Genomic DNA, 17,062 nt, shown 5'->3' with positions numbered 1-17,062 from the left:
TTCAAACCCTCATTATATATCAGTTGCCAAAGCTTGCTTTTGCTCAAGTCAGCGTGCAATAATTTAATTACTTCTGCCTTAATGGAAAACTTAAACCAAGTCACCGACCCAAATCAAGGAACTAATTCCAAACCCGTCCCAGACTTAGCTCCCACCCAATCAGTCAACAACCCACCTACACTCGCACCAGAAAAAACTTCTCAAACAGCAGTTGGAACAGCTAATCAGCTCACCAGAAGCACAGACCCAAGCGCTTACTCTACACCTTGGGAAAACGCGGCAACCACCTCGACGACGGAACCTGAAACTGTAACCCCCTCCCCAATACCGAGCCCAACTAGTTCAAGTAATACACCAGAGCCACCCCCTCCCTCCTCCACAATTAGTAAGGGTTTGTTCGGAAAAGGTCCTCTTTTTCTTATAGTCGCTGCTTTGGGGTTGGTCTTAATCGGAGGAGCGGGTTTTCTCGGAGTAAAAACCTTTGTTCTTGATAAAGTCACCACGCTTGATCTTATTCCTGATGACGCTTTGTTTTATCTTTCTCTTTCGGTTAAAAACAATCCCCAAGCTCTAGCGGCCAAAGATTTAATCAAGAAATTCCCCAATGGCGAAAAAGTCATTACTAGCCTTGATAAATCAATCACCCAATCTCTAAGTAACTCGAATAACCCCTTTGATGATTTTCTCCGCCTCTCAAAAAACGAGCTTTTTCTCACCCAAATTTCCAAGCAAGAAAAGGGTGCTACCTCCTACCCTGCTATGCAGAATATCGTCAGCTTCACTGACTTACTGACCGGGGCAAAAGCGCAAGAAAGACTTGATAAATTCACTCAAGACGATGCCTACGCTGTTTCAAAAAAGAAATATGGGGATCAGAACTATTTAGATCTGCATTTGAAAGAGGCGGAAACCTCTGCCCAGCCCAGTACTAATTTTAACTGTGGAATCTATAGCCCCTCAAGGACTCCTTGTCCAGAAAAGGCGAAACCACCCACGATTTTTGCTCAAGCTATCAACAAATTTATCATCGCCGGTCCCAAGGAAGATGACATCAAAAAGATTTCTGACCTTGCCAAACTCAAGGCTAGCTTCGGCCTTTCCAACAAAAACAAACTCAAAAGCATCAAAGATGATCCTGATCACCAGGCTGTCGCTAAGTTTTTCCCTTCGCAAAGCTTCCTCAAATACTATTCAAACACACCGACTACACCTTACAATAGCTTTTTGCCGGCTGAGGGCCTGAGCCAATCCTACCTCGGTATTGGGGCTACAGATTTAACTATCACAACTGATGAAAACTCAAAAACAGCCGACCACGTAGTCAGTGGAATATCTGTCGTCGCCGAAAAAGATGGCTTTAAGATAGATTCCCTCCAACTCGATACGACTAAAACTAAGAATGAAAACTTGAAAGATCCTTTCCTTATTTCTGAGTCTCTCGCCAACCAAATACCCGCTACCTTGAACGGAATCAGTCCCGCTTTTTATGCTGAAACCCGCAACCTGAAGCAGATCGTCAACGACCAGATTGATAAAATCAAAGATCTGGCAGAAAACTCGGAATCCCGCAACCAACGCAAAGCTTTTGAGCAAGCTCTCAAAGATTGGGAAGAGTACAAAAAAACTATCAAAGACTCTACTAACTTGGATTTCGACGATGATATTTTAAGTTGGCTCGAAGGTCAAAACGCAATGCTTTTCAATGCCGGAAGTGCCAAGACTGCCCCAGAGTTTATCATCTTGGCAACCACCAAAGATCAAAGCAAGGCAGAAAACTCACTATCGAAATTGGCTATTCGAGATTATGCAGCCCAATCCCGAGATTATGCTCGTCAATCAGATTTGCGCAGTCTTGCCAGCGCCTTGGGGGTTTATTTTATCAAGCATTCGAAATACCCCAGCTCTCTTTCAGCTCTGACTTCTGAAACTACCACCTATCTGCGCACCATCCCCAAAGACCCTTCCACCAAGGCAAACTACTCCTATACTACTACCGGTTCTACCTACACCCTCAAGGCAAATCTAGAAGACGGTCGGATCTATTCAATCCTGAATGGAGCTTCCAGTTTTTCGGGAGAAATTAGTAAATCCGCGGGAAGGATCACTCCAAAAGTTTCTGACTACTCCGGAGTCAAAATTTACACCCTTCAACTTTATTTTTACGGTGAGCTTAAACTGAACCTTTACTTTGCGGTCACAAAAAAGAAAGTAATTCTTGATTTTTCAGTCACGGACAAATCTATCAAGGAATTGATTGACTTTGAGACTAAGGGTGGCAAAACTCTTCTGGAGTCAGACTCCTGGAAGGATCAGTTCTCTCAAGTCAAAGAAAAAATTGGCGGTTTTGCTTTTATCGAGCCAATACAGTTTTGGGGTTTAGTTGATTACATCAAATCTTTTGATTCTAGCTACACTTCTTATTTAAACAGCAGCACTGAAACTGCCTACAAAGGCTACCTAAAGACTCTAAAAAGCATCAGAACTTTGGTCACAAAGCAAGACTCCGTCTACTCAATTTCGACTTTTGCAAAAATTGTTGAGCTCCCAGGCCCCGAAAAGAAAGAAGCTGAAGAAGCAATCGACAAATTACTTGATAAGGATGAGATCAACAATTACAATTCTGTCTTGGGTGTTTCCACAACTACTGACTACACCGACACTGATCTTGTCAAAGAAAAGACTTTGAACTGGCTACGAGGGAAGTTTATTCCTTAGCAAGAGATCTTAACGCGGTTTACCGATCCAGTTTTCCGCTACTTCGGCAGCGCGAGTAATGAGTTTTTCCACTTCTTCTTTGCTTTCGGCAAAATCCTGCAAGACCCAATCAGCGGTTTCAATATTAGGATTTTCCCCTCGGCCAACCCCGACCCGCAAACGGTGGAACTCTTGTGTACCAAGAGACTGAATCACTGAGTCTACCCCATTGTGACCAGCAGCACCTCGATCAAACTGGTGTTTGATATCGCCAAATTCCAGATCAACTTCGTCATGGATCACCAAAATATTTTCTGCTGGAATTTTGTAGAAGTCAGCCATGACTTTGACTGCCCTACCGGAAAGGTTCATAAAAGTCATCGGTTTTTGCAGGATAGTCTCACCCACTTTGTAAACGTTGGATTCGGATTTTTTGTCCACTGTGGGAGAAACAATTTGGCCTTTGACCATTTCGTCCACGACCATAAAGCCGAGATTGTGTCGGTTTCTGGCATACTTTTCACCTGGATTTCCAAGCCCCACTATTAATTTCATATTTGCTTGGTCCCTCCAAACCGCCCTTTGAGCCGTGTACGAATAGTACTGAAAAGGCGAAAAGCAAGGTAGGTGGGACCGAGACCGACTACAATCTTCACCTCTTGAGCTTACCAGCTAGAAATAATTAAATGCAAGTTGGGGTGAAAGTGGGACGCGGGTCCTGTATCGTGTCCCACTTTAGTTGCGGCTGAAAGAAAAGCCGGCGCAGTTCTGCAGAGACCTCGTCCTCCTCCTTATGTGTGGCGTGACAGCTTTGTCACGAGCAAAAGTTCTGACTTTGTCCTGAACCACCTGGTCCGGAAGTTTTACTGACTCGCCACCTTCCAACCGAGAAACTAGTTGGTCGCAAAACTTCTGGTCGAACTGATCGGTGATGACCATGACGTGGTTGGCGTGATCATGAACGAAACGGACCACTTCGGCGTCCCACACCCATTCAGCCACCAGTTTGTTCGCTTCTCGAAACCCTTTACCCGCTTGGATGGGTATAGTGAAGCGAAAGGTGTAAACCCAGCCACTGAATTCAGACTTGTCTTCCACTTAGCAAACCTCCTTTCCCTTTGTCTCTCGAATTTGGAGTTATTGAAATTATACTTCTGAAAGTCAATTAATGGACTACTTGTATTGCAGGAAAGAGTTTGGAAAGGATCGCGTCTTCCAGTGGTTCCATCTTGGCTGCCTCTTCATCCCGCTCGTGATCATAACCAAGCAAGTGTAGTGTTCCATGGATGACGAGAAAAGCGGCCATCTCCTCAACTAGCATATCCTCTTTCGCCGCCCTTTCAAGGAGCTGGGGGTATGAAATGATGATATCGCCCAAATTTAAATACTCAGAATTTTCAGCTTCGACAAACTTCTCTTTTCCAGATGAAAAAGTGTAGGGAAAGGCGAGCACATCGGTCGTCTGATCAAGACCACGATAGTCTTTGTTCAAGGCTCGCATCTTGCGGTCTCCCACGATTGAAACCGAGACCAAACTGTCTCCCTTGACCCCTGCTTCCTCCAAAGTAGCCAATGCTGGAGCCGAGAGCTGTTTTTTGCGCAGTGGATAGTGTGGTTCTATGTAGACATCAATCTTGTGCATTTGTGGCTATTATGCACTAGAAGTGAGGAAAAGTATACTTGCTTTTCAAGACTGTATTTTTGTCTGAACAAAAGATATGAACAGGGAGAAATTGCTATCTGGTTTTAATATTCAACACGGCGCTTGCGCCCGCGCATTTGTTTCTCACGTTTACGAACAACTGAGGGTTTTTCGTAAAACTCCCGCTTTTTTAGCTCGGTGAGAATACCATCGGCCTGAACTTTTTTATTAAATTTCCGTATCAAGACGTCAACTGACTCGCCCTCTTGAGCCTTAACAATAGTCATAGTTTGAGCTTGCGAAAATTATATTGAGCGCATATAGATTTTTGGTTTCTCAGAAACAACCTAATAGCTCAATATAAAAATCGTTAAACTTAACACACCTCCCTTTGAGTTTTAAGTCTTATGTGGCAAGTTTTAAGCAGTTAACTTAAAACTTACAACTTAGTACTTAACAAACTAGTCTCCCAGCAAATGCCAGTGGAGGTGAGGTACGTGTTGGTGTTTACCGCCGTTGAAAAGAAGTTGGTAACCACCCTCGATTTTCTGACCCCTTATTAACTCTTGTACCACTTTTAACATTTTTGTCAATGTCATATTTTGTTTGTCCGTCAAATCCAAAACACTGTTTATGTGCTCGCGAGGTACAATAAGCAAGTGTACTCTCGCCTTGGGATTAATATCCGGAAAAACGATAATATTTTCATCTTCATAGACAATTTTGGCGGGTATTTCTTTTCTAATTATTTGGCAAAACAAACACTCTTCCATAGATCTAAGATTAAAGATAAAAGATTTAGGATATCTTATATCGTACAACTATCGTTTGAATTTCTTAAGTTCATCCAACACCGCATCCGGCACCTTAAGGTAAAAATCCTCAAAACCCAGCTTCTTCCCCGCCGATCCATAACCATGAAAATCACTTCCTCCGGACGCAACCAAATTTAACTCGGTAGCAAGTTTCAAGTAATGGTCAACGCACGCTCTCGTATCGGCTTCGTTTTCCCGATGGGCATAAACTTCAATCCCGTCTAAACCTATTTTAACAAGTTCCTTCAAGCCCGCATCGTCAAAAACTAATTCTCCGCTTGCTGAGTCTTTTTTCACCAAGTTCCAGCATGGGTGGGCCAAAGAAGTAATTCCACCTGCCTTGTGAATCAAATCAAGCGCCTCTTTGGGAGTGAGAGCTTCTCGCGTGATGTAAGCGTCTTTGCCCTGGATCAAATGCTCGCGGATGAAATCTCCGGTTTTGGGTGAAACTCCAAACTCTTGTTTTAACTTTTTCTCATTGGCGGGATTTCCAATCACGGCCGCCGCGACATGGGGTTGAACTATAGTTCCTTTGGCTTGTTTGCGTATCTCTTCATAGCTAACCTGATAGCCAAGCTCGTTTAAGCGCTCGGCAATTTTGTGCGCCCGCTTATCTCTGACTTCTTGAAAGTGCTTCAGGGTCGAAACTAAAACGCTGTTCTGCCAATCAATAAAGTAACCTAAAATGTGAAACTCGTTTTCTTCGTCAGGGTAAGAGCTGATTTCCAGTGCTGGAACTAGCTCAATACCAACTTCTTGGGCAATCTTTAACCCTTCTTCAAGTGCTGAAACAGAATCGTGATCAGCAATGGCCAGGGCCGAAAGACCAATCTCTTTGGCTTTTCTCACCAGTTCTTCTGGTTCCAAACCACCGTCTGAGTAAATTGTATGGGTGTGTAAGTCAATTGCCATCATGACATTGTACTATCTTTGCACAATTAAGTATAATTTGGGTCAACTGGAAAAGAGATCAGCAGGAGGCAGATCATGACTTACTGGGAAACAGTTTCCCTACGGTGGCGAGTCCTTACCCAAGCAACTCTGGCGAATGCACTGATTTGCAGCTTCCTAGCATTGTTGGACTGGCGGCTGGGACTGTTCATTTTGTTGTGGTCGTCTTCTTCGAATTCCTGGCGATCATGCTTGGTCCCGAAGATAGTCTGGTGATTCTGGACACGACAACAGGCAAGTTCCTGGGATTGGGAGTCAAAGGATGGACCGCAGCGGCACAATTCATGATTCTGTTCACCGCGGTCACTGCTTGGGCGAGAGCAATCAGTGCAACCATCGACCGCAGCGAACTGCTCTGGATCATCGGCGCAGAGCTCTTCTTCGCCGCTATCTCGTACGGAATCGGCAAGCTCATTGACAACGGAGGAAGATCATGAAACCAACAAAAAAGTTTGAGAAAGGCTGGGGCCTCTTCCACAGTCGAAGGCCAGAGTCAACCTTCACCTTCCCGCACATGTCCGTTCTGGACTTGGTAGCGATGATCGGAGCTCTGACTCTCTTTGCTGCCGTGGCCACGTCACTGGTGCTAGCCGGTTTCTTGTCGCCAAGGGAGGCTGTCGCTGGGGGAGCACTCGGAGCACTACTGATTCTTCTCTTCCCGCATTTTTGAGGAGAGACGATCTTCGCCGGTGGTTCTTGAAGGTTAAAATTTTAACTAACGAGAACTACCGGCAGGAGGACTTAAACTAACTCACTTATCTTCTTCAAAGTTACCTTTTCTTCACTTCTCTTTTTCACTTCAACACTGTCTTCTTTGAGAGTTTTTTCTGAAACCACCCAGCGTTGTGGAAGTCCGATCAGATCAGCATCGGAAAGTTTTACTCCTGCAGAGACATCCCGGTCGTCGTATAGGACTTCTTTGCCTGACTTTATTAATTTGTCGTAAATCTCGTCGGCTTCTTTGTTATCCCCAATTTTAATGAGATGGATTTGCGCCGGTGCCACACTCTCAGGCCAAATAATACCGTGCTCATCGTGAAATACTTCAACCAAAACGCCGATGAGACGTGTAATACCGATACCGTATGCTCCAAACCATACAGGCTTTTTGTCTCCATTCTTATCCGTGTAAAGCACTTTCATAGAATCTGAGTACTTGTCAGTCCCATATGGAAAAATGTTCCCCACCTCAATTGATTTAATTGACTTTAAACCTTTCGCTTTCCTATCCTCATCTGTCATGATCTCCTCATTTTTTGCATATTTCCAACCATCAGCCATATAAATGGTGTCTTCGCCTACCTCGCTTTTTACTTGGAACTCGTGTGTCAATCTATCGGTAAAAACGCCTCCACCAGCCTCGGTAATAATCGCATCAAGATTCATGCGCTTAAAAACTTTTAGGTATGTGTCAGCAACCTGCCAGTAATATTTCCACATATCCTCCTCATTAATATGTGCACTGTAGAGATCCTTCATAAGAAACTCCCGTCCCCTAAGGATTCCTGATTTTGGACGCTTTTCCGAGCGGAATTTTGTGGAAAACTGATAAAGATTGGCGGGTAAATCTTTGTAACTACCGATGTGCTTTCGAATAACATCCATGACAATCTCTTCATGGGTAAACGATAGAGCGTATTCTTTTTCGTCTTTTTTAAACTGATACATCACCTCTGCTGCTGTGTCCCAACGTCCCGTTTCATTCCAAATTTCTTTTGGATGAAGAAGTGGCATGAGAATTTCCTGTGCTCCCGTAGCGTTCATTTCTTCCCGAACTATTTCCTCAATCTTTTGCTCAACTCGCCTACCCAAAGGCAACAGCGTATAAGAACCAGCCATCAATTTGTCGATAAACCCACCCTTAATTAGTAGTTGAGCGTTAGCGCTGGTTTCATCTTTCGGTGCTTCGCGCAAGGTTTTTATAAAGGAATCGGAAAAACGCATCTGAATTTAGTTTAGCAAGTAAAGAGGCTCTGTCAAGCTTTGCTAGAAAAACTTAAGGATGTCATTAAAAGTAATAAGAACGAAAAGCACGATCAAGATGCCAAAGCCAGCGGTATGGACCCAACGCTCAACCGTGGCGTTGACTTTTTTTCTAGTGACAAGCTCGACCAAAACAAAAAAGAGTCGTCCGCCGTCAACCGCTGGAATGGGTAAGACATTGATGATGGCAAGCAGCAAACTCAAAAGAGCCATGACAGTCAGCAGTGGGACGGCAGCCCCAAAGCCGAGAACTTGGATCAGTTGGGTGATGACTCCACCTACACCAACAACTCCAGAGACATTCTGGGTAATTGGGGTTGCATTGCCCTCTTTTACCGAAGTGGAAAAGAGATTTTTCATCACTTCGTATTGGTACTGCAACATGTTAGCCGAGTGCAGTGGCCCGACAAAGATTTTTTCGGCCAAACTTGGATAAGAAAGCACGGTCAATTCAGAAGGTGCAACTCCGATCAACCATCGTTTTTCTTCTTCATTGTACCTTGGGGTGACTTGGGCTTGGCGCTTTTCTTCTGTTTGTGAGTTTTCCAGTGTCAGATTCAAAGCCTGTCCTTTTGAAGCGTTGGTTCCTCCTCTCAACTCTTCGATTGACTCAATCTTTTTCTCATTTACACTCAAGATGATATCCCCTGCCTCTATTCCCGCCGTGTCAGCACCGGAATCTTTTTCAACGTCAACGACAAGAACTTGGTTTTCTTGACTACCAAAAGGAAAGTGGTTGACTCCAAAAAGCTGCGGAATCTGCGTTTTCCAGCCAGAAAACCCAAGTAAGGCGGTAAAGAGAACAAAAGCAAAAACGAAGTTAACAAAAACTCCGGCTACTATTATGACTGCTCTTTGCCAAGCCGGTTTGGAAGAAAAACTGCGGGGCTTGTTCTCTTCTTCCTCTTCACCAAAAAGTCTGACAAAACCCCCGGCCGGCAAAGTTCCGATTGAATATTCCGTCTCACCGAATTTCTTTTTCCAAAGTCGCCCCGGAAAAGGAAAGCCAATCCCAAACTCTTCGACTTTTACTCCAAAAAATTTGGCCGTCAGAAAATGACCGAATTCGTGGATTGTGACCAGAAAAGTGATCAGGGCGGCGGTGACAACTATTCCAATGGCAATGATAGCAATGGTGAGTAACATTTAAATTTGGGCCAGCTCCGCTTGCTTTGATTTTACTCTTTCTTCTAAAGTCTTCATATCCTCGTCGGTAATTTTTTGTACCTGCTCTTGATGACGTTTTTGTTCGTCTTCACTGATTTGCGAATTCTTTTTTTCTTTGTCAATTGTTTCCATTGCTTCCCGACGAATCGCGCGTAGGGCAACTCTGGCTCCCTCAGCCTTTTCGCTGACCAGCTTGGTCAACTCATTTCTTCTTTCCTCTGTTAGTTCTGGAACCGGAACACGAACTAAGTTTGCCTCAACAATCGGGTTAAAACCTAAACCGGCTTCACGGATAGCTTTGGCGACTGCGTCGGTATTGTTCGGATCCCAGGGCTGGACCAAAAGCATTCTTGGCTCGGGAGCATTGACACTGGCCACATCCCGCAAATTTAGTGGGGAGCCATAAACAGCCACCTTCACCCCTTCAATCAAAGCTGGTGTTGCTCGACCAGTGCGAACCCCTTTTAACTCTTCATCAAGGTGAGAAAGAGCTTTATTCATTTTTTCTTTTGTTTGGGTAAGAAGTTGTTCCATCTGTGGCTTGTTTTACTTAGCTTGTTTCAGTATCCAGTTGGTCATACTGAAATAAATTCAGGATGACATTTTATAAGGTTACAGCTTAATCGGTGAGCGAGTAGCGAACCATTTTTTTAACTTGTACGTTCTCACCAGTTTTGGCGATGACCTCGTCGATCAAAGTTTTGATGGTCTTTCCCGGCTCGCGGATGTAGTCCTGTTTTTCCAACTCGTCAACATCGGCTGGATTCATGGCGGCCACTTGCATGGCAATTTCGCGGGCGAGATTTTTAAACTCGTCAGTTTTGGCAACGAAATCGGTTTCGCAAGCTAAGTGTACCATAGCCCCAACCTTGCCACCAGCGTGGACGTAGGTTTCAATCAGGCCTTGTCCGGTCTCACGCCGCGCTCTTTTGGCAACCTTTTCTGCTCCGGCGGCTTTGAGGATGTCCTTGGCTTTTTCCATGTCTCCATCAGAATCGAGCAAGGCTTTGCGGGCGTCCATCACCCCTGCCCCGGTTTCTTCTCGAAGTTGTTTCACTTGTGCAGCGTTAATGTCTGTCATTCTAATCCTCCTTTTCCTTCTCGACTTTTTTAGCTTCTTTTTCCATTCTTTTCTGGTTTGCTGCCTTCCCTTCTTCAAAGGCGTCGGCAATGGTTTTCACAACCAGACTGATCGATTTGATCGCGTCATCGTTGGCGGGAATTGGAAAATCAACACTGGTCGGGTCAGCGTTGGTATCGACGATACTAACGACCTTGACACCGGTTTTTCTGGCCTCCTTGATCGCGTTGTCTTCTTTCTTCGCATCAACAACAAAAAGTATCTCAGGAAGCTTCTCAAGATTCTTTATCCCACCAATATTGCGATTTAGCTTGGCCAGTTCGCGACTGATCAAAAGCTGCTCTTTTTTGGTAAATTTGCTCTCCGGTTTTAAATTTTCCTCAAGTTGGGGAATTTTCTCAATTGTCTTTTTGACTGCCTCGAAATTGGTGAAAAGCCCGCCGAGCCAGCGCTCGACCAGAAACATTGCCCCGACTCGTTCAGCTTCAGTTTTAACGATTTCCTGGGCTTGCTTTTTGGTTGCCAAGAAAACGACGCTGCCGCCTTTTTCGACTGTTTCACGCACAAATTCGGCTGCCTCTTTGAGTTTTTCCTCGGTTTTTTCCAGATCGAGAATATGGACCCCGGCGCGCGCCCCAAAAATATAATTACCCATTTTGGGATTCCAACGCCTGGTCTGATGCCCAAAGTGAGCCCCAGCTTCAAGTAGTTCTTTCATTGACGGTGTTTTTGCCATAATTTAAAACTTCCTTAAATCCTACAATTTCTAGTTTTGAATAATATCGACCGCATACAATACCTAAAGTTTTTCTAAGCTAATTTCTCCGGAAAATAGTCCCGAAGGGTTTAAATTTAGGTCGATGTAATTAAAATTAAAGAATAAACCCTTTCTGTCCTCCACCTGAAGTTCGCCCGTCTCGTCAGGTTTACTTCGTAAACTGACGGACAAAGCGCAGGGCTTTTCTTTGCTCAGGTGTGTGAAATTTAGTAACGCGGCTCAGTATAGCAAAACAGTCAAGGGTAAGCAAGTTTAAACAGAAAGTAATTTAAAAATTGCAAACCCAACAATTAAAATCAACACTCCAAAAAGGGCAAGAACTCCGATTTTGGTTCCGGAAATACCTAAGGGGTCGTCTGTTTGTTTTGGAGTAATTTCCTCTTCCGCACTCATCAGAGTTGAAGTCAGTTCTGCAGTCTTTTCAGGGTGTTTAGCAAGGTAAGCTTTGATCGTCTCGTCTTGAAGATTGAGTGGGTTTTCGGCAGGATTATGATCCATGATTAAATTATATTTAACTTTTTCAGAGTTGCAACTATTTTCTCGTGAATCTCTTCCCTGCTTTTGAGGTTTCCTTGCTCATCGACACAGTTGATAACAACCCAGTGTTTGAATCTTTTTGAAAGCTTTAAATACATTTTTTGACTCTCTCTCAAAAGATCAACATTAACTTCATGAATGTCTAGTTTACGGTTTCTTTTTTTCAAGAGTTTGGTAGTGATATCAATTGGAAGGTAAAGATAGAGGACAAAATCTTCCGGGACAATTTTATTCTCTTTGTATTCCAAATCGTAATCCCATTTAATGAACTGATTACGTTTGGAGGGTGGCAGCTTCGCCGCCTGATAAGCCATGTTGGAAGGAGCGTAACGATCAGCGATAACAAATTTTCCTTCGTTAAGCCAGCCTTGGATTTCTTCTTTGGCGGTGGCCCGATCGAGAGAATAAGCAAAGGAAATCAGATAAGGATTAACATGATCAAGCTTACCAAGTTCACCGTGCAAGTAGCGGCGGATAATACGTCCATGAAAACTGCTCCAATAGCGAGGAAAATCGATAATAACCGAGTCGATACCCTTTTTGGCCAAAAAGTCTCTTAAAAGTTTTGCTTGGGTAGTTTTTCCAGTTCCGTCCGAGCCCTCGAAAACAATGAACTTAGCTGACATATTGCATTACTATACTATAGGAAACAAATTTTGGGGAAGTTCGTCTTGGGTGGAGCTGGGATTAGTTTAGTTTAATCCGAAGCCCCACCCGATCTCGTCTACCTATTTATTGCCAGATCATCTCGCGCATCTTCCGCACAGCAATGTGATAGCGAGACCGCACGGTTGATTCTGAGAGTCCTGTCTGCCGACCAATCTTTGCAAAGGACCAGGACTGTCCGTGGTTGTTGAGCTCCAGATGAAGCACCACAATGCGGTAGAGCTGCTTGCTGTCATTTTCAGCCAGTGCTTGTAGACAACGAGCCGCTTTTCGATTCGAGTACTGGTTGCGACCGGCTCGTCGGTAATAGAGGACACGGGTCAGCCGGCTCAGATCAGCGCTACAGGAAAGGCGAACTTTGGGAAGTTGCCTCTCTCCTAAGCTCGTCCCGCAAAAACAGCAGTAGTTCACCGATTTGTGCTTGCGGTAGAGTCGCTGACAGTTCTTGCACTTGCGTAGGTCGGGGATCCTGCCTTTCTTCATGATCGTCTCCATTCGATCACTAAACTAGCCGAATTGAGGAATATTATACGCTTAGCGAGCAAGCAGTGATGAGTTTTGAATTAAGAGGTGTGAATACAAAGTTAGGAGTAACTTCTCATGTCATCCTCGTGAAAACGAGGATCTTCCGGAAGATTCTCGATCAAAACCGAGAATGACATTTAAGCAAAGAAAAACGACCCATTGCTAGGTCGTTTCTCTTCCTAAATTAACCAGTTATTGCTGCTTAGTTTAGGGTATTGGCAAGAGGTAGACAGATATTGCTGTCGTTCTCTTTCGAGCTTGCCACCACTGCGTCATAAACCTCCGTTCTTACAACCACAATCTGGACATTCGTATCCTTGAATGGTGCAAAACCGAAAATCGCAACGCCAGCAGGAAACCATGTAGCGCTCACGTTCCCGCTCGTATTAGACTTCCTCCTTCCATTCCTGGAACCTTTCTAGGCGCTCGCCGGTCCATTCATCGGGTTCAGACTTGCCCAAGCTTGCCCTCCTAACCAAAGCGCCGCGGTCGGTGGGTCGAGTCCATCACCTTGTGCAGGTAGTGGTGCTCCGCTGCCCGTCGCCGTTTCGGAACGAGTCTACCGACGAAAGGGTACAGCACTACGAACCCCAAGACGAGGACCGCGAAGGCGATCCAGCTTGTCCTTCCTCCCTGGACCACTGCCCAGAAGAAAGCGAAGACCATGGCTACGCCCAGCAATGCGTAAAGAATGGCCATCACCTGTCTCATGACTGACTCCTCTCTTGCTCAGAGCACGAGCTTTGGCTGTTCGCGCCTTATTGCTGCCGGTACTTGCTCGTGTCGAACCTGTAAGTCAAGCGCGGGCAAACCGTCCGCCGCCAACCTCCGCGGACTGTACTGAACGTTACAGCCCCGAAGTCGCGTCCGAAACGAGCTCCCGCCGGCACAATCTTGAACGGCGAGACAACCACACCACCAACTTGGCGGACCGTGGGCCGATGCAGTGCTTCCGAGGCCTCGTGACCGAGTTCAAAAGCTGGCTGTAATCTCGGCCGAACGGCATCATAGATCCAGACAAGAATATACTCCGCCGTCAGAAAGCCGAAGAAGGCCAACACTACCAGAGCCACCTCCATTGCAGAGGCATCGTCGCCTTCATCAGACAGGCTTCCATCCCTAAGATCGAGGCCGATTGAGACGCCCGTGTAGAAGAGCAACCCAAGGACCGCCACGGTGGCAAGGGTTAAACTGCGGATTGCCCTATGGCTGAACTCTTCATCCAACCTTCTCAGATACCAAAGAACTGGCATCCAGAGCGGTCGGGTCACGAAGCGAAGAAGCGGCCAGATGACGCCGACGATCAGCTTGAAGAGCAGACCGAGAGCGACGTAGATCGGGACGTAGAGGCAGATGATCTCGCTGAAGTGGCACCGTCCTGCCGGCAGGTCAATCCTGCGGCTGCGGCAGTACCAGGCCACGATACGGAAGAGCCACCAGTCCTCACCCGCCACAGTGTTGTACCGTAGGTAGTAAAACAGATCCGACATTTCCCTCTTCCTCTCTTGTTCAAATGCAAGAGCACGAACTCGTGTTGTCCACGCTCAGTTTTCTGTCCCATAGTATAGTATACTCAGGCACGGAAATCAAGTTTAGTTTTTGAGAGGAATTACTTTTTTACCTTTGCGCACGTAACGGGTTTCGGCGGGAATTTCTTCTTGTTTAATCAACTCTTCAGCAACGTATTTTTTATTTAAATCTAAGGGTTTATCTTGGCGATACTCAAGACCAGCTTTGAGGGCAATCTCGGCTTTGCCTAGCTCAATGCCAACAATTTCGGCGTGTGAAGTCATCGTGATCAGCTCCCAGTCCCCGATTTGGTAGGCCACCTCTTCAGCGGTCTTGCCGTGAAACATTGCTAACTGCGTACTCATGTCAGCTGTATAGAGTTTGGCAGTGATCAAACTATTTACTCGATCTACCTCAATCAGCCAGTTACCGCGGGGATCTTCGTCAAAGCGGTAGCCGGCCTTGTGCTTCGCTTCTTTGATATACCAGTCCTCAAGAATTTGCTGGGAAGTGGTCCAGTCATCAGCATACATATGAGCACTGTGGGTAATCATCGCCAGTTTCCCCAGTGGGTAGCCAGCCGAATCGGCGATTTCTTTTTGCAGTTTGCGAGCAGCAAACATGTTGCGGGGCCAGCCGTGGAACATGTCTTGACTGCGCACGTGGACGGTCATGAAAAGTTTTTTGTCCTGCACACCACAAATGACTTGAGTAATGCAGGGTGTGTCCCCCGTGTTGGCAGCCGCCCAGTCAACTTTGACATTGTATAGAGAAGCGATCATCTTTTTGCTGTCCGGTCTGGTCTGCAAAAGTTTTTTGATTTCTTCGATTTGGTTGATCCCATCCATGTTGCGCATGCGGTCACCATAGTTGTAGGCAGTCCCGGGAATTCGCCGAGCGGTCAACCATTCGGGGTAATAAGCCTTCAACTCCTGCATGGTGAAGGGTAAATACTCGGGAAAATACTCGTTGAGTGGGTCTTCCTCAGTCACAACCGCATTCAGATTTAAAAGCTCTTTGAGCTCGTTGGTCGTTGCATATCTGGTACTTTTAACCCGGCCGTACTTGGTGACCATGTTGAGCACTTTGAGCCAAAGCTGTGCGACAGTTGGAGCTTCGATACGATAACTAACTTGCTCCGAAGGCCAGGTCGAAACTTTCTTCTCCGAGGCTGGAAAGACTTCCGCTTTAGGCCGAAAAGGTTTTTCTTTTTTGAAAGATTTGACCACTTTGACCACTTCTTCCTTCGGCTTGCCGCGCATATCGATGAGCTCTACGTTTTTGCGAAAATCCTCAACTGCCTGCCTAGGTATTTCTTTTTCGATCTCGCCCGGAGCACCTTGAATCTTGTAGTTTTCATCAATCCCTTTTTCCATAAAATTGCGCAGGGACGAGGCTGACCCCGACATATCTGCTCCCCAAACAACCAAATGCTTGATGTGCGGATTGGCGAGAACGTTGCGCATCATGTGGTTGATTCCAGCTGCCGAATAAAGATTGCCGATGGCGGCATAATCTTTCTTCTCCAAAGAATCCTTGATCACATCCCGCTCAGTCCAAAGGGTAACCACCCCAACAGATTGATCCGGATCTCCAACTCGCAAGATGTTTTCATAAAGAATTGGCCATTTGGGGCTTCTAGTTGCCATTGATTTTCTCCATTACCATCTCTGGAACTGTTTTCGAAATTAGCTTGTATTCAATCCCGGAAAACCCGTCTTCGAGAATTTTCTTTGCTTCCTCTTCATTCTCCCCTTCGATCTCAACCGAAGAGCCCAAATGCTCAATTTCTTCCCAAACAAAACCGCTGCCGCTTGCCAGTTCAAAACGCTGACCGATTTTCTGATAGCTTATAATCGGTACAAAACCCCAGTCTTGCAAAGATTCCTCTCCTTGCGCAAGGCTTCTCAAATCTGCTCGCAACTGAATGATTTCTTCCTTGATTTGCCCCTGCCAAGCGTTTTTTCGATAAATAAGCTGAATTCGTCCATCCTTAAACTGACGCAGGCGCATATTTTGCTCGTTAAATTTCCAGCCGGCGTCTTTTGGCTGAAAAAAACTCTCTTTCATCTCGTATTCCTCGACAACTTTACTCTTTTGGGAAACGCTTGCCTTTGCTTTTTCTGGATCTTGAAATTGCAAGCGAAATTCAAAGGCAGCCATCAGTTTTTCTCCTCCACCATCTCTTCACAAAGTTTGCTTTCTTCTGGCTTTTCGTGGTTGTAACGGCTCGCGTAACCCTCGACTGGAGCATCGACTTGCTCAAACATGATTTGAGCCACCGCCAGACCAGCTTTCAGTAAAATTGGTTTTTTGGAAAGGTTTTTCAAGGTTAACAAGGGTTTTCCCGAATAGTTTGGGGGCAAAATATCGGCATCAAAAGTTGCGAGCACTCCAAGTCGAGCCAAAGAACTCCGCGGAACTACCCGAGCAACAATATTGTCCGGAAGGGCGACATATTCTTGTGTGTTCGCGAGAAGAAACTCATCCAAGGAAAGGTGGTAGTCATTTAAATCAACTTCTTTACCACTGTCGGGGTTCAACCCCTCAGCACCAAGATGAAGGTCAATGCTGACTGCTCCAAGATCAGCCTCTGAGAAAGGGTTGATCTTAATTTTCTTTTCCTTAAGTAATTTTTGTATCGTTTGCTTTGAGAGTATCATGTTTATTTTGTCATTCTTGAGGCGAAGCCGAAGAATCTCAATAGATCCTTC

General features: G+C 45.5%; 21 protein-coding genes. 3 read left to right on the top strand and 18 right to left on the bottom strand.

Annotation, left to right across the window (positions count from 1 at the left end):
* Positions 1-81 precede the first annotated feature (81 nt).
* On the top strand, positions 82-2,715 hold the full coding sequence (locus tag Q8P13_01700; GenBank protein MDP2671154.1) for a hypothetical protein: 2,634 nt from the start codon (positions 82-84) through the stop codon (positions 2,713-2,715).
* 9 nt (positions 2,716-2,724) lie between these two features.
* On the opposite strand, the gene pth is transcribed toward Q8P13_01700, so the two are convergent.
* The 6 genes from pth to Q8P13_01670 form a co-directional block, all read right to left on the bottom strand.
* Positions 2,725-3,249, bottom strand: a complete 525-nt coding sequence (pth, locus tag Q8P13_01695; GenBank protein MDP2671153.1) for an aminoacyl-tRNA hydrolase — start codon at positions 3,247-3,249, stop codon at positions 2,725-2,727.
* 180 nt (positions 3,250-3,429) lie between these two features.
* Positions 3,430-3,792: a hypothetical protein gene (locus Q8P13_01690; protein MDP2671152.1), complete on the bottom strand. Its 363-nt coding sequence runs from the start codon at positions 3,790-3,792 to the stop codon at positions 3,430-3,432.
* A gap of 67 nt (positions 3,793-3,859) precedes the next feature.
* The gene (gene ybeY, locus Q8P13_01685) at positions 3,860-4,336 is read right to left on the bottom strand and encodes an rRNA maturation RNase YbeY (GenBank protein MDP2671151.1); all 477 of its coding nucleotides are present in this window, start codon (positions 4,334-4,336) and stop codon (positions 3,860-3,862) included.
* Between the two features lie 104 nt (positions 4,337-4,440).
* The gene (gene rpsU / locus Q8P13_01680; GenBank protein MDP2671150.1) at positions 4,441-4,623 is read right to left on the bottom strand and encodes a 30S ribosomal protein S21; all 183 of its coding nucleotides are present in this window, start codon (positions 4,621-4,623) and stop codon (positions 4,441-4,443) included.
* Positions 4,624-4,797: 174 nt separating this feature from the next.
* Positions 4,798-5,109 (bottom strand): HIT domain-containing protein, encoded by a 312-nt coding sequence (locus Q8P13_01675; protein MDP2671149.1) that lies wholly within the window; start codon positions 5,107-5,109, stop codon positions 4,798-4,800.
* A gap of 48 nt (positions 5,110-5,157) precedes the next feature.
* A complete protein-coding gene (locus tag Q8P13_01670) occupies positions 5,158-6,066 on the bottom strand; it encodes a PHP domain-containing protein (GenBank protein MDP2671148.1) in 909 nt (302 codons plus the stop codon).
* Positions 6,067-6,167: 101 nt separating this feature from the next.
* On the opposite strand from Q8P13_01670, the gene Q8P13_01665 reads away from it, so the two are divergent.
* Positions 6,168-6,539: a hypothetical protein gene (locus Q8P13_01665; GenBank protein MDP2671147.1), complete on the top strand. Its 372-nt coding sequence runs from the start codon at positions 6,168-6,170 to the stop codon at positions 6,537-6,539.
* Positions 6,536-6,772 carry a hypothetical protein gene (locus Q8P13_01660; protein ID MDP2671146.1) on the top strand — a complete coding sequence of 79 codons (237 nt, stop codon included), beginning with the start codon at positions 6,536-6,538 and terminating at the stop codon, positions 6,770-6,772. Before Q8P13_01665 ends, Q8P13_01660 begins: the two co-directional genes overlap by 4 nt.
* A gap of 71 nt (positions 6,773-6,843) precedes the next feature.
* Here Q8P13_01660 and Q8P13_01655 read toward each other — a convergent pair whose 3' ends face one another.
* The 12 genes from Q8P13_01655 to dcd form a co-directional block, all read right to left on the bottom strand.
* Positions 6,844-8,046: an aminoacyl--tRNA ligase-related protein gene (locus Q8P13_01655; GenBank protein MDP2671145.1), complete on the bottom strand. Its 1,203-nt coding sequence runs from the start codon at positions 8,044-8,046 to the stop codon at positions 6,844-6,846.
* A gap of 42 nt (positions 8,047-8,088) precedes the next feature.
* On the bottom strand, positions 8,089-9,231 hold the full coding sequence (locus tag Q8P13_01650; GenBank protein MDP2671144.1) for a M50 family metallopeptidase: 1,143 nt from the start codon (positions 9,229-9,231) through the stop codon (positions 8,089-8,091).
* A complete protein-coding gene (gene frr, locus Q8P13_01645) occupies positions 9,232-9,786 on the bottom strand; it encodes a ribosome recycling factor (protein MDP2671143.1) in 555 nt (184 codons plus the stop codon).
* Positions 9,787-9,871: 85 nt separating this feature from the next.
* Entirely contained in the window at positions 9,872-10,333 is a 462-nt protein-coding gene (gene tsf / locus Q8P13_01640) for a translation elongation factor Ts (protein MDP2671142.1), read from the bottom strand.
* A 1-nt stretch (position 10,334) separates the two neighbouring features.
* Complete coding sequence (rpsB, locus tag Q8P13_01635; GenBank protein MDP2671141.1) at positions 10,335-11,069, bottom strand: 30S ribosomal protein S2; 735 nt, start codon at positions 11,067-11,069, stop codon at positions 10,335-10,337.
* A 294-nt stretch (positions 11,070-11,363) separates the two neighbouring features.
* A complete protein-coding gene (locus Q8P13_01630) occupies positions 11,364-11,609 on the bottom strand; it encodes a hypothetical protein (protein ID MDP2671140.1) in 246 nt (81 codons plus the stop codon).
* A 2-nt stretch (positions 11,610-11,611) separates the two neighbouring features.
* Positions 11,612-12,274 carry a dTMP kinase gene (gene tmk / locus Q8P13_01625; GenBank protein MDP2671139.1) on the bottom strand — a complete coding sequence of 221 codons (663 nt, stop codon included), beginning with the start codon at positions 12,272-12,274 and terminating at the stop codon, positions 11,612-11,614.
* A gap of 106 nt (positions 12,275-12,380) precedes the next feature.
* Positions 12,381-12,809, bottom strand: coding sequence for a sigma factor-like helix-turn-helix DNA-binding protein (locus Q8P13_01620; protein MDP2671138.1), 429 nt, complete (start codon positions 12,807-12,809; stop codon positions 12,381-12,383).
* 788 nt (positions 12,810-13,597) lie between these two features.
* A complete protein-coding gene (locus Q8P13_01615) occupies positions 13,598-14,329 on the bottom strand; it encodes a hypothetical protein (GenBank protein ID MDP2671137.1) in 732 nt (243 codons plus the stop codon).
* A gap of 102 nt (positions 14,330-14,431) precedes the next feature.
* Positions 14,432-15,997, bottom strand: a complete 1,566-nt coding sequence (locus Q8P13_01610) for a thymidylate synthase (GenBank protein MDP2671136.1) — start codon at positions 15,995-15,997, stop codon at positions 14,432-14,434.
* Positions 15,987-16,511 carry a hypothetical protein gene (locus tag Q8P13_01605; protein ID MDP2671135.1) on the bottom strand — a complete coding sequence of 175 codons (525 nt, stop codon included), beginning with the start codon at positions 16,509-16,511 and terminating at the stop codon, positions 15,987-15,989. Before Q8P13_01605 ends, Q8P13_01610 begins: the two co-directional genes overlap by 11 nt.
* On the bottom strand, positions 16,511-17,011 hold the full coding sequence (gene dcd, locus Q8P13_01600) for a dCTP deaminase (GenBank protein ID MDP2671134.1): 501 nt from the start codon (positions 17,009-17,011) through the stop codon (positions 16,511-16,513). The genes Q8P13_01605 and dcd overlap by 1 nt, the downstream gene beginning before the upstream one ends.
* Between the last annotated feature and the right edge of the window lie 51 nt (positions 17,012-17,062).

The organism is bacterium (assembly GCA_030704665.1).
Classification (GTDB): domain Bacteria; phylum Patescibacteriota; class Microgenomatia; order Woykebacterales; family RBG-16-39-9b; genus JAUYID01.
Note: the sequence above shows the minus strand (reverse complement) of the source record. Positions and strands in the feature narration are given on the sequence as shown.

Excerpts from the sequence above, each read along its gene's own strand:
- Q8P13_01605 (MDP2671135.1), bottom strand. The coding sequence starts at position 16,511 with ATGGCTGCCTTTGAATTTCGCTTGCAATTTCAAGATCCAGAAAAAGCA.
- rpsU (MDP2671150.1), bottom strand. The coding sequence starts at position 4,623 with ATGACTATTGTTAAGGCTCAAGAGGGCGAGTCAGTTGACGTCTTGATA.
- frr (MDP2671143.1), bottom strand. The coding sequence starts at position 9,786 with ATGGAACAACTTCTTACCCAAACAAAAGAAAAAATGAATAAAGCTCTT.
- Q8P13_01630 (MDP2671140.1), bottom strand. The coding sequence starts at position 11,609 with ATGGATCATAATCCTGCCGAAAACCCACTCAATCTTCAAGACGAGACG.
- dcd (MDP2671134.1), bottom strand. The coding sequence starts at position 17,011 with ATGATACTCTCAAAGCAAACGATACAAAAATTACTTAAGGAAAAGAAA.
- Q8P13_01620 (MDP2671138.1), bottom strand. The coding sequence starts at position 12,809 with ATGGAGACGATCATGAAGAAAGGCAGGATCCCCGACCTACGCAAGTGC.
- Q8P13_01670 (MDP2671148.1), bottom strand. The coding sequence starts at position 6,066 with ATGATGGCAATTGACTTACACACCCATACAATTTACTCAGACGGTGGT.
- Q8P13_01615 (MDP2671137.1), bottom strand. The coding sequence starts at position 14,329 with ATGTCGGATCTGTTTTACTACCTACGGTACAACACTGTGGCGGGTGAG.
- Q8P13_01650 (MDP2671144.1), bottom strand. The coding sequence starts at position 9,231 with ATGTTACTCACCATTGCTATCATTGCCATTGGAATAGTTGTCACCGCC.
- Q8P13_01610 (MDP2671136.1), bottom strand. The coding sequence starts at position 15,997 with ATGGCAACTAGAAGCCCCAAATGGCCAATTCTTTATGAAAACATCTTG.
- pth (MDP2671153.1), bottom strand. The coding sequence starts at position 3,249 with ATGAAATTAATAGTGGGGCTTGGAAATCCAGGTGAAAAGTATGCCAGA.
- tsf (MDP2671142.1), bottom strand. The coding sequence starts at position 10,333 with ATGACAGACATTAACGCTGCACAAGTGAAACAACTTCGAGAAGAAACC.
- Q8P13_01655 (MDP2671145.1), bottom strand. The coding sequence starts at position 8,046 with ATGCGTTTTTCCGATTCCTTTATAAAAACCTTGCGCGAAGCACCGAAA.
- tmk (MDP2671139.1), bottom strand. The coding sequence starts at position 12,274 with ATGTCAGCTAAGTTCATTGTTTTCGAGGGCTCGGACGGAACTGGAAAA.
- rpsB (MDP2671141.1), bottom strand. The coding sequence starts at position 11,069 with ATGGCAAAAACACCGTCAATGAAAGAACTACTTGAAGCTGGGGCTCAC.
- Q8P13_01675 (MDP2671149.1), bottom strand. The coding sequence starts at position 5,109 with ATGGAAGAGTGTTTGTTTTGCCAAATAATTAGAAAAGAAATACCCGCC.
- ybeY (MDP2671151.1), bottom strand. The coding sequence starts at position 4,336 with ATGCACAAGATTGATGTCTACATAGAACCACACTATCCACTGCGCAAA.
- Q8P13_01700 (MDP2671154.1), top strand. The coding sequence starts at position 82 with ATGGAAAACTTAAACCAAGTCACCGACCCAAATCAAGGAACTAATTCC.
- Q8P13_01660 (MDP2671146.1), top strand. The coding sequence starts at position 6,536 with ATGAAACCAACAAAAAAGTTTGAGAAAGGCTGGGGCCTCTTCCACAGT.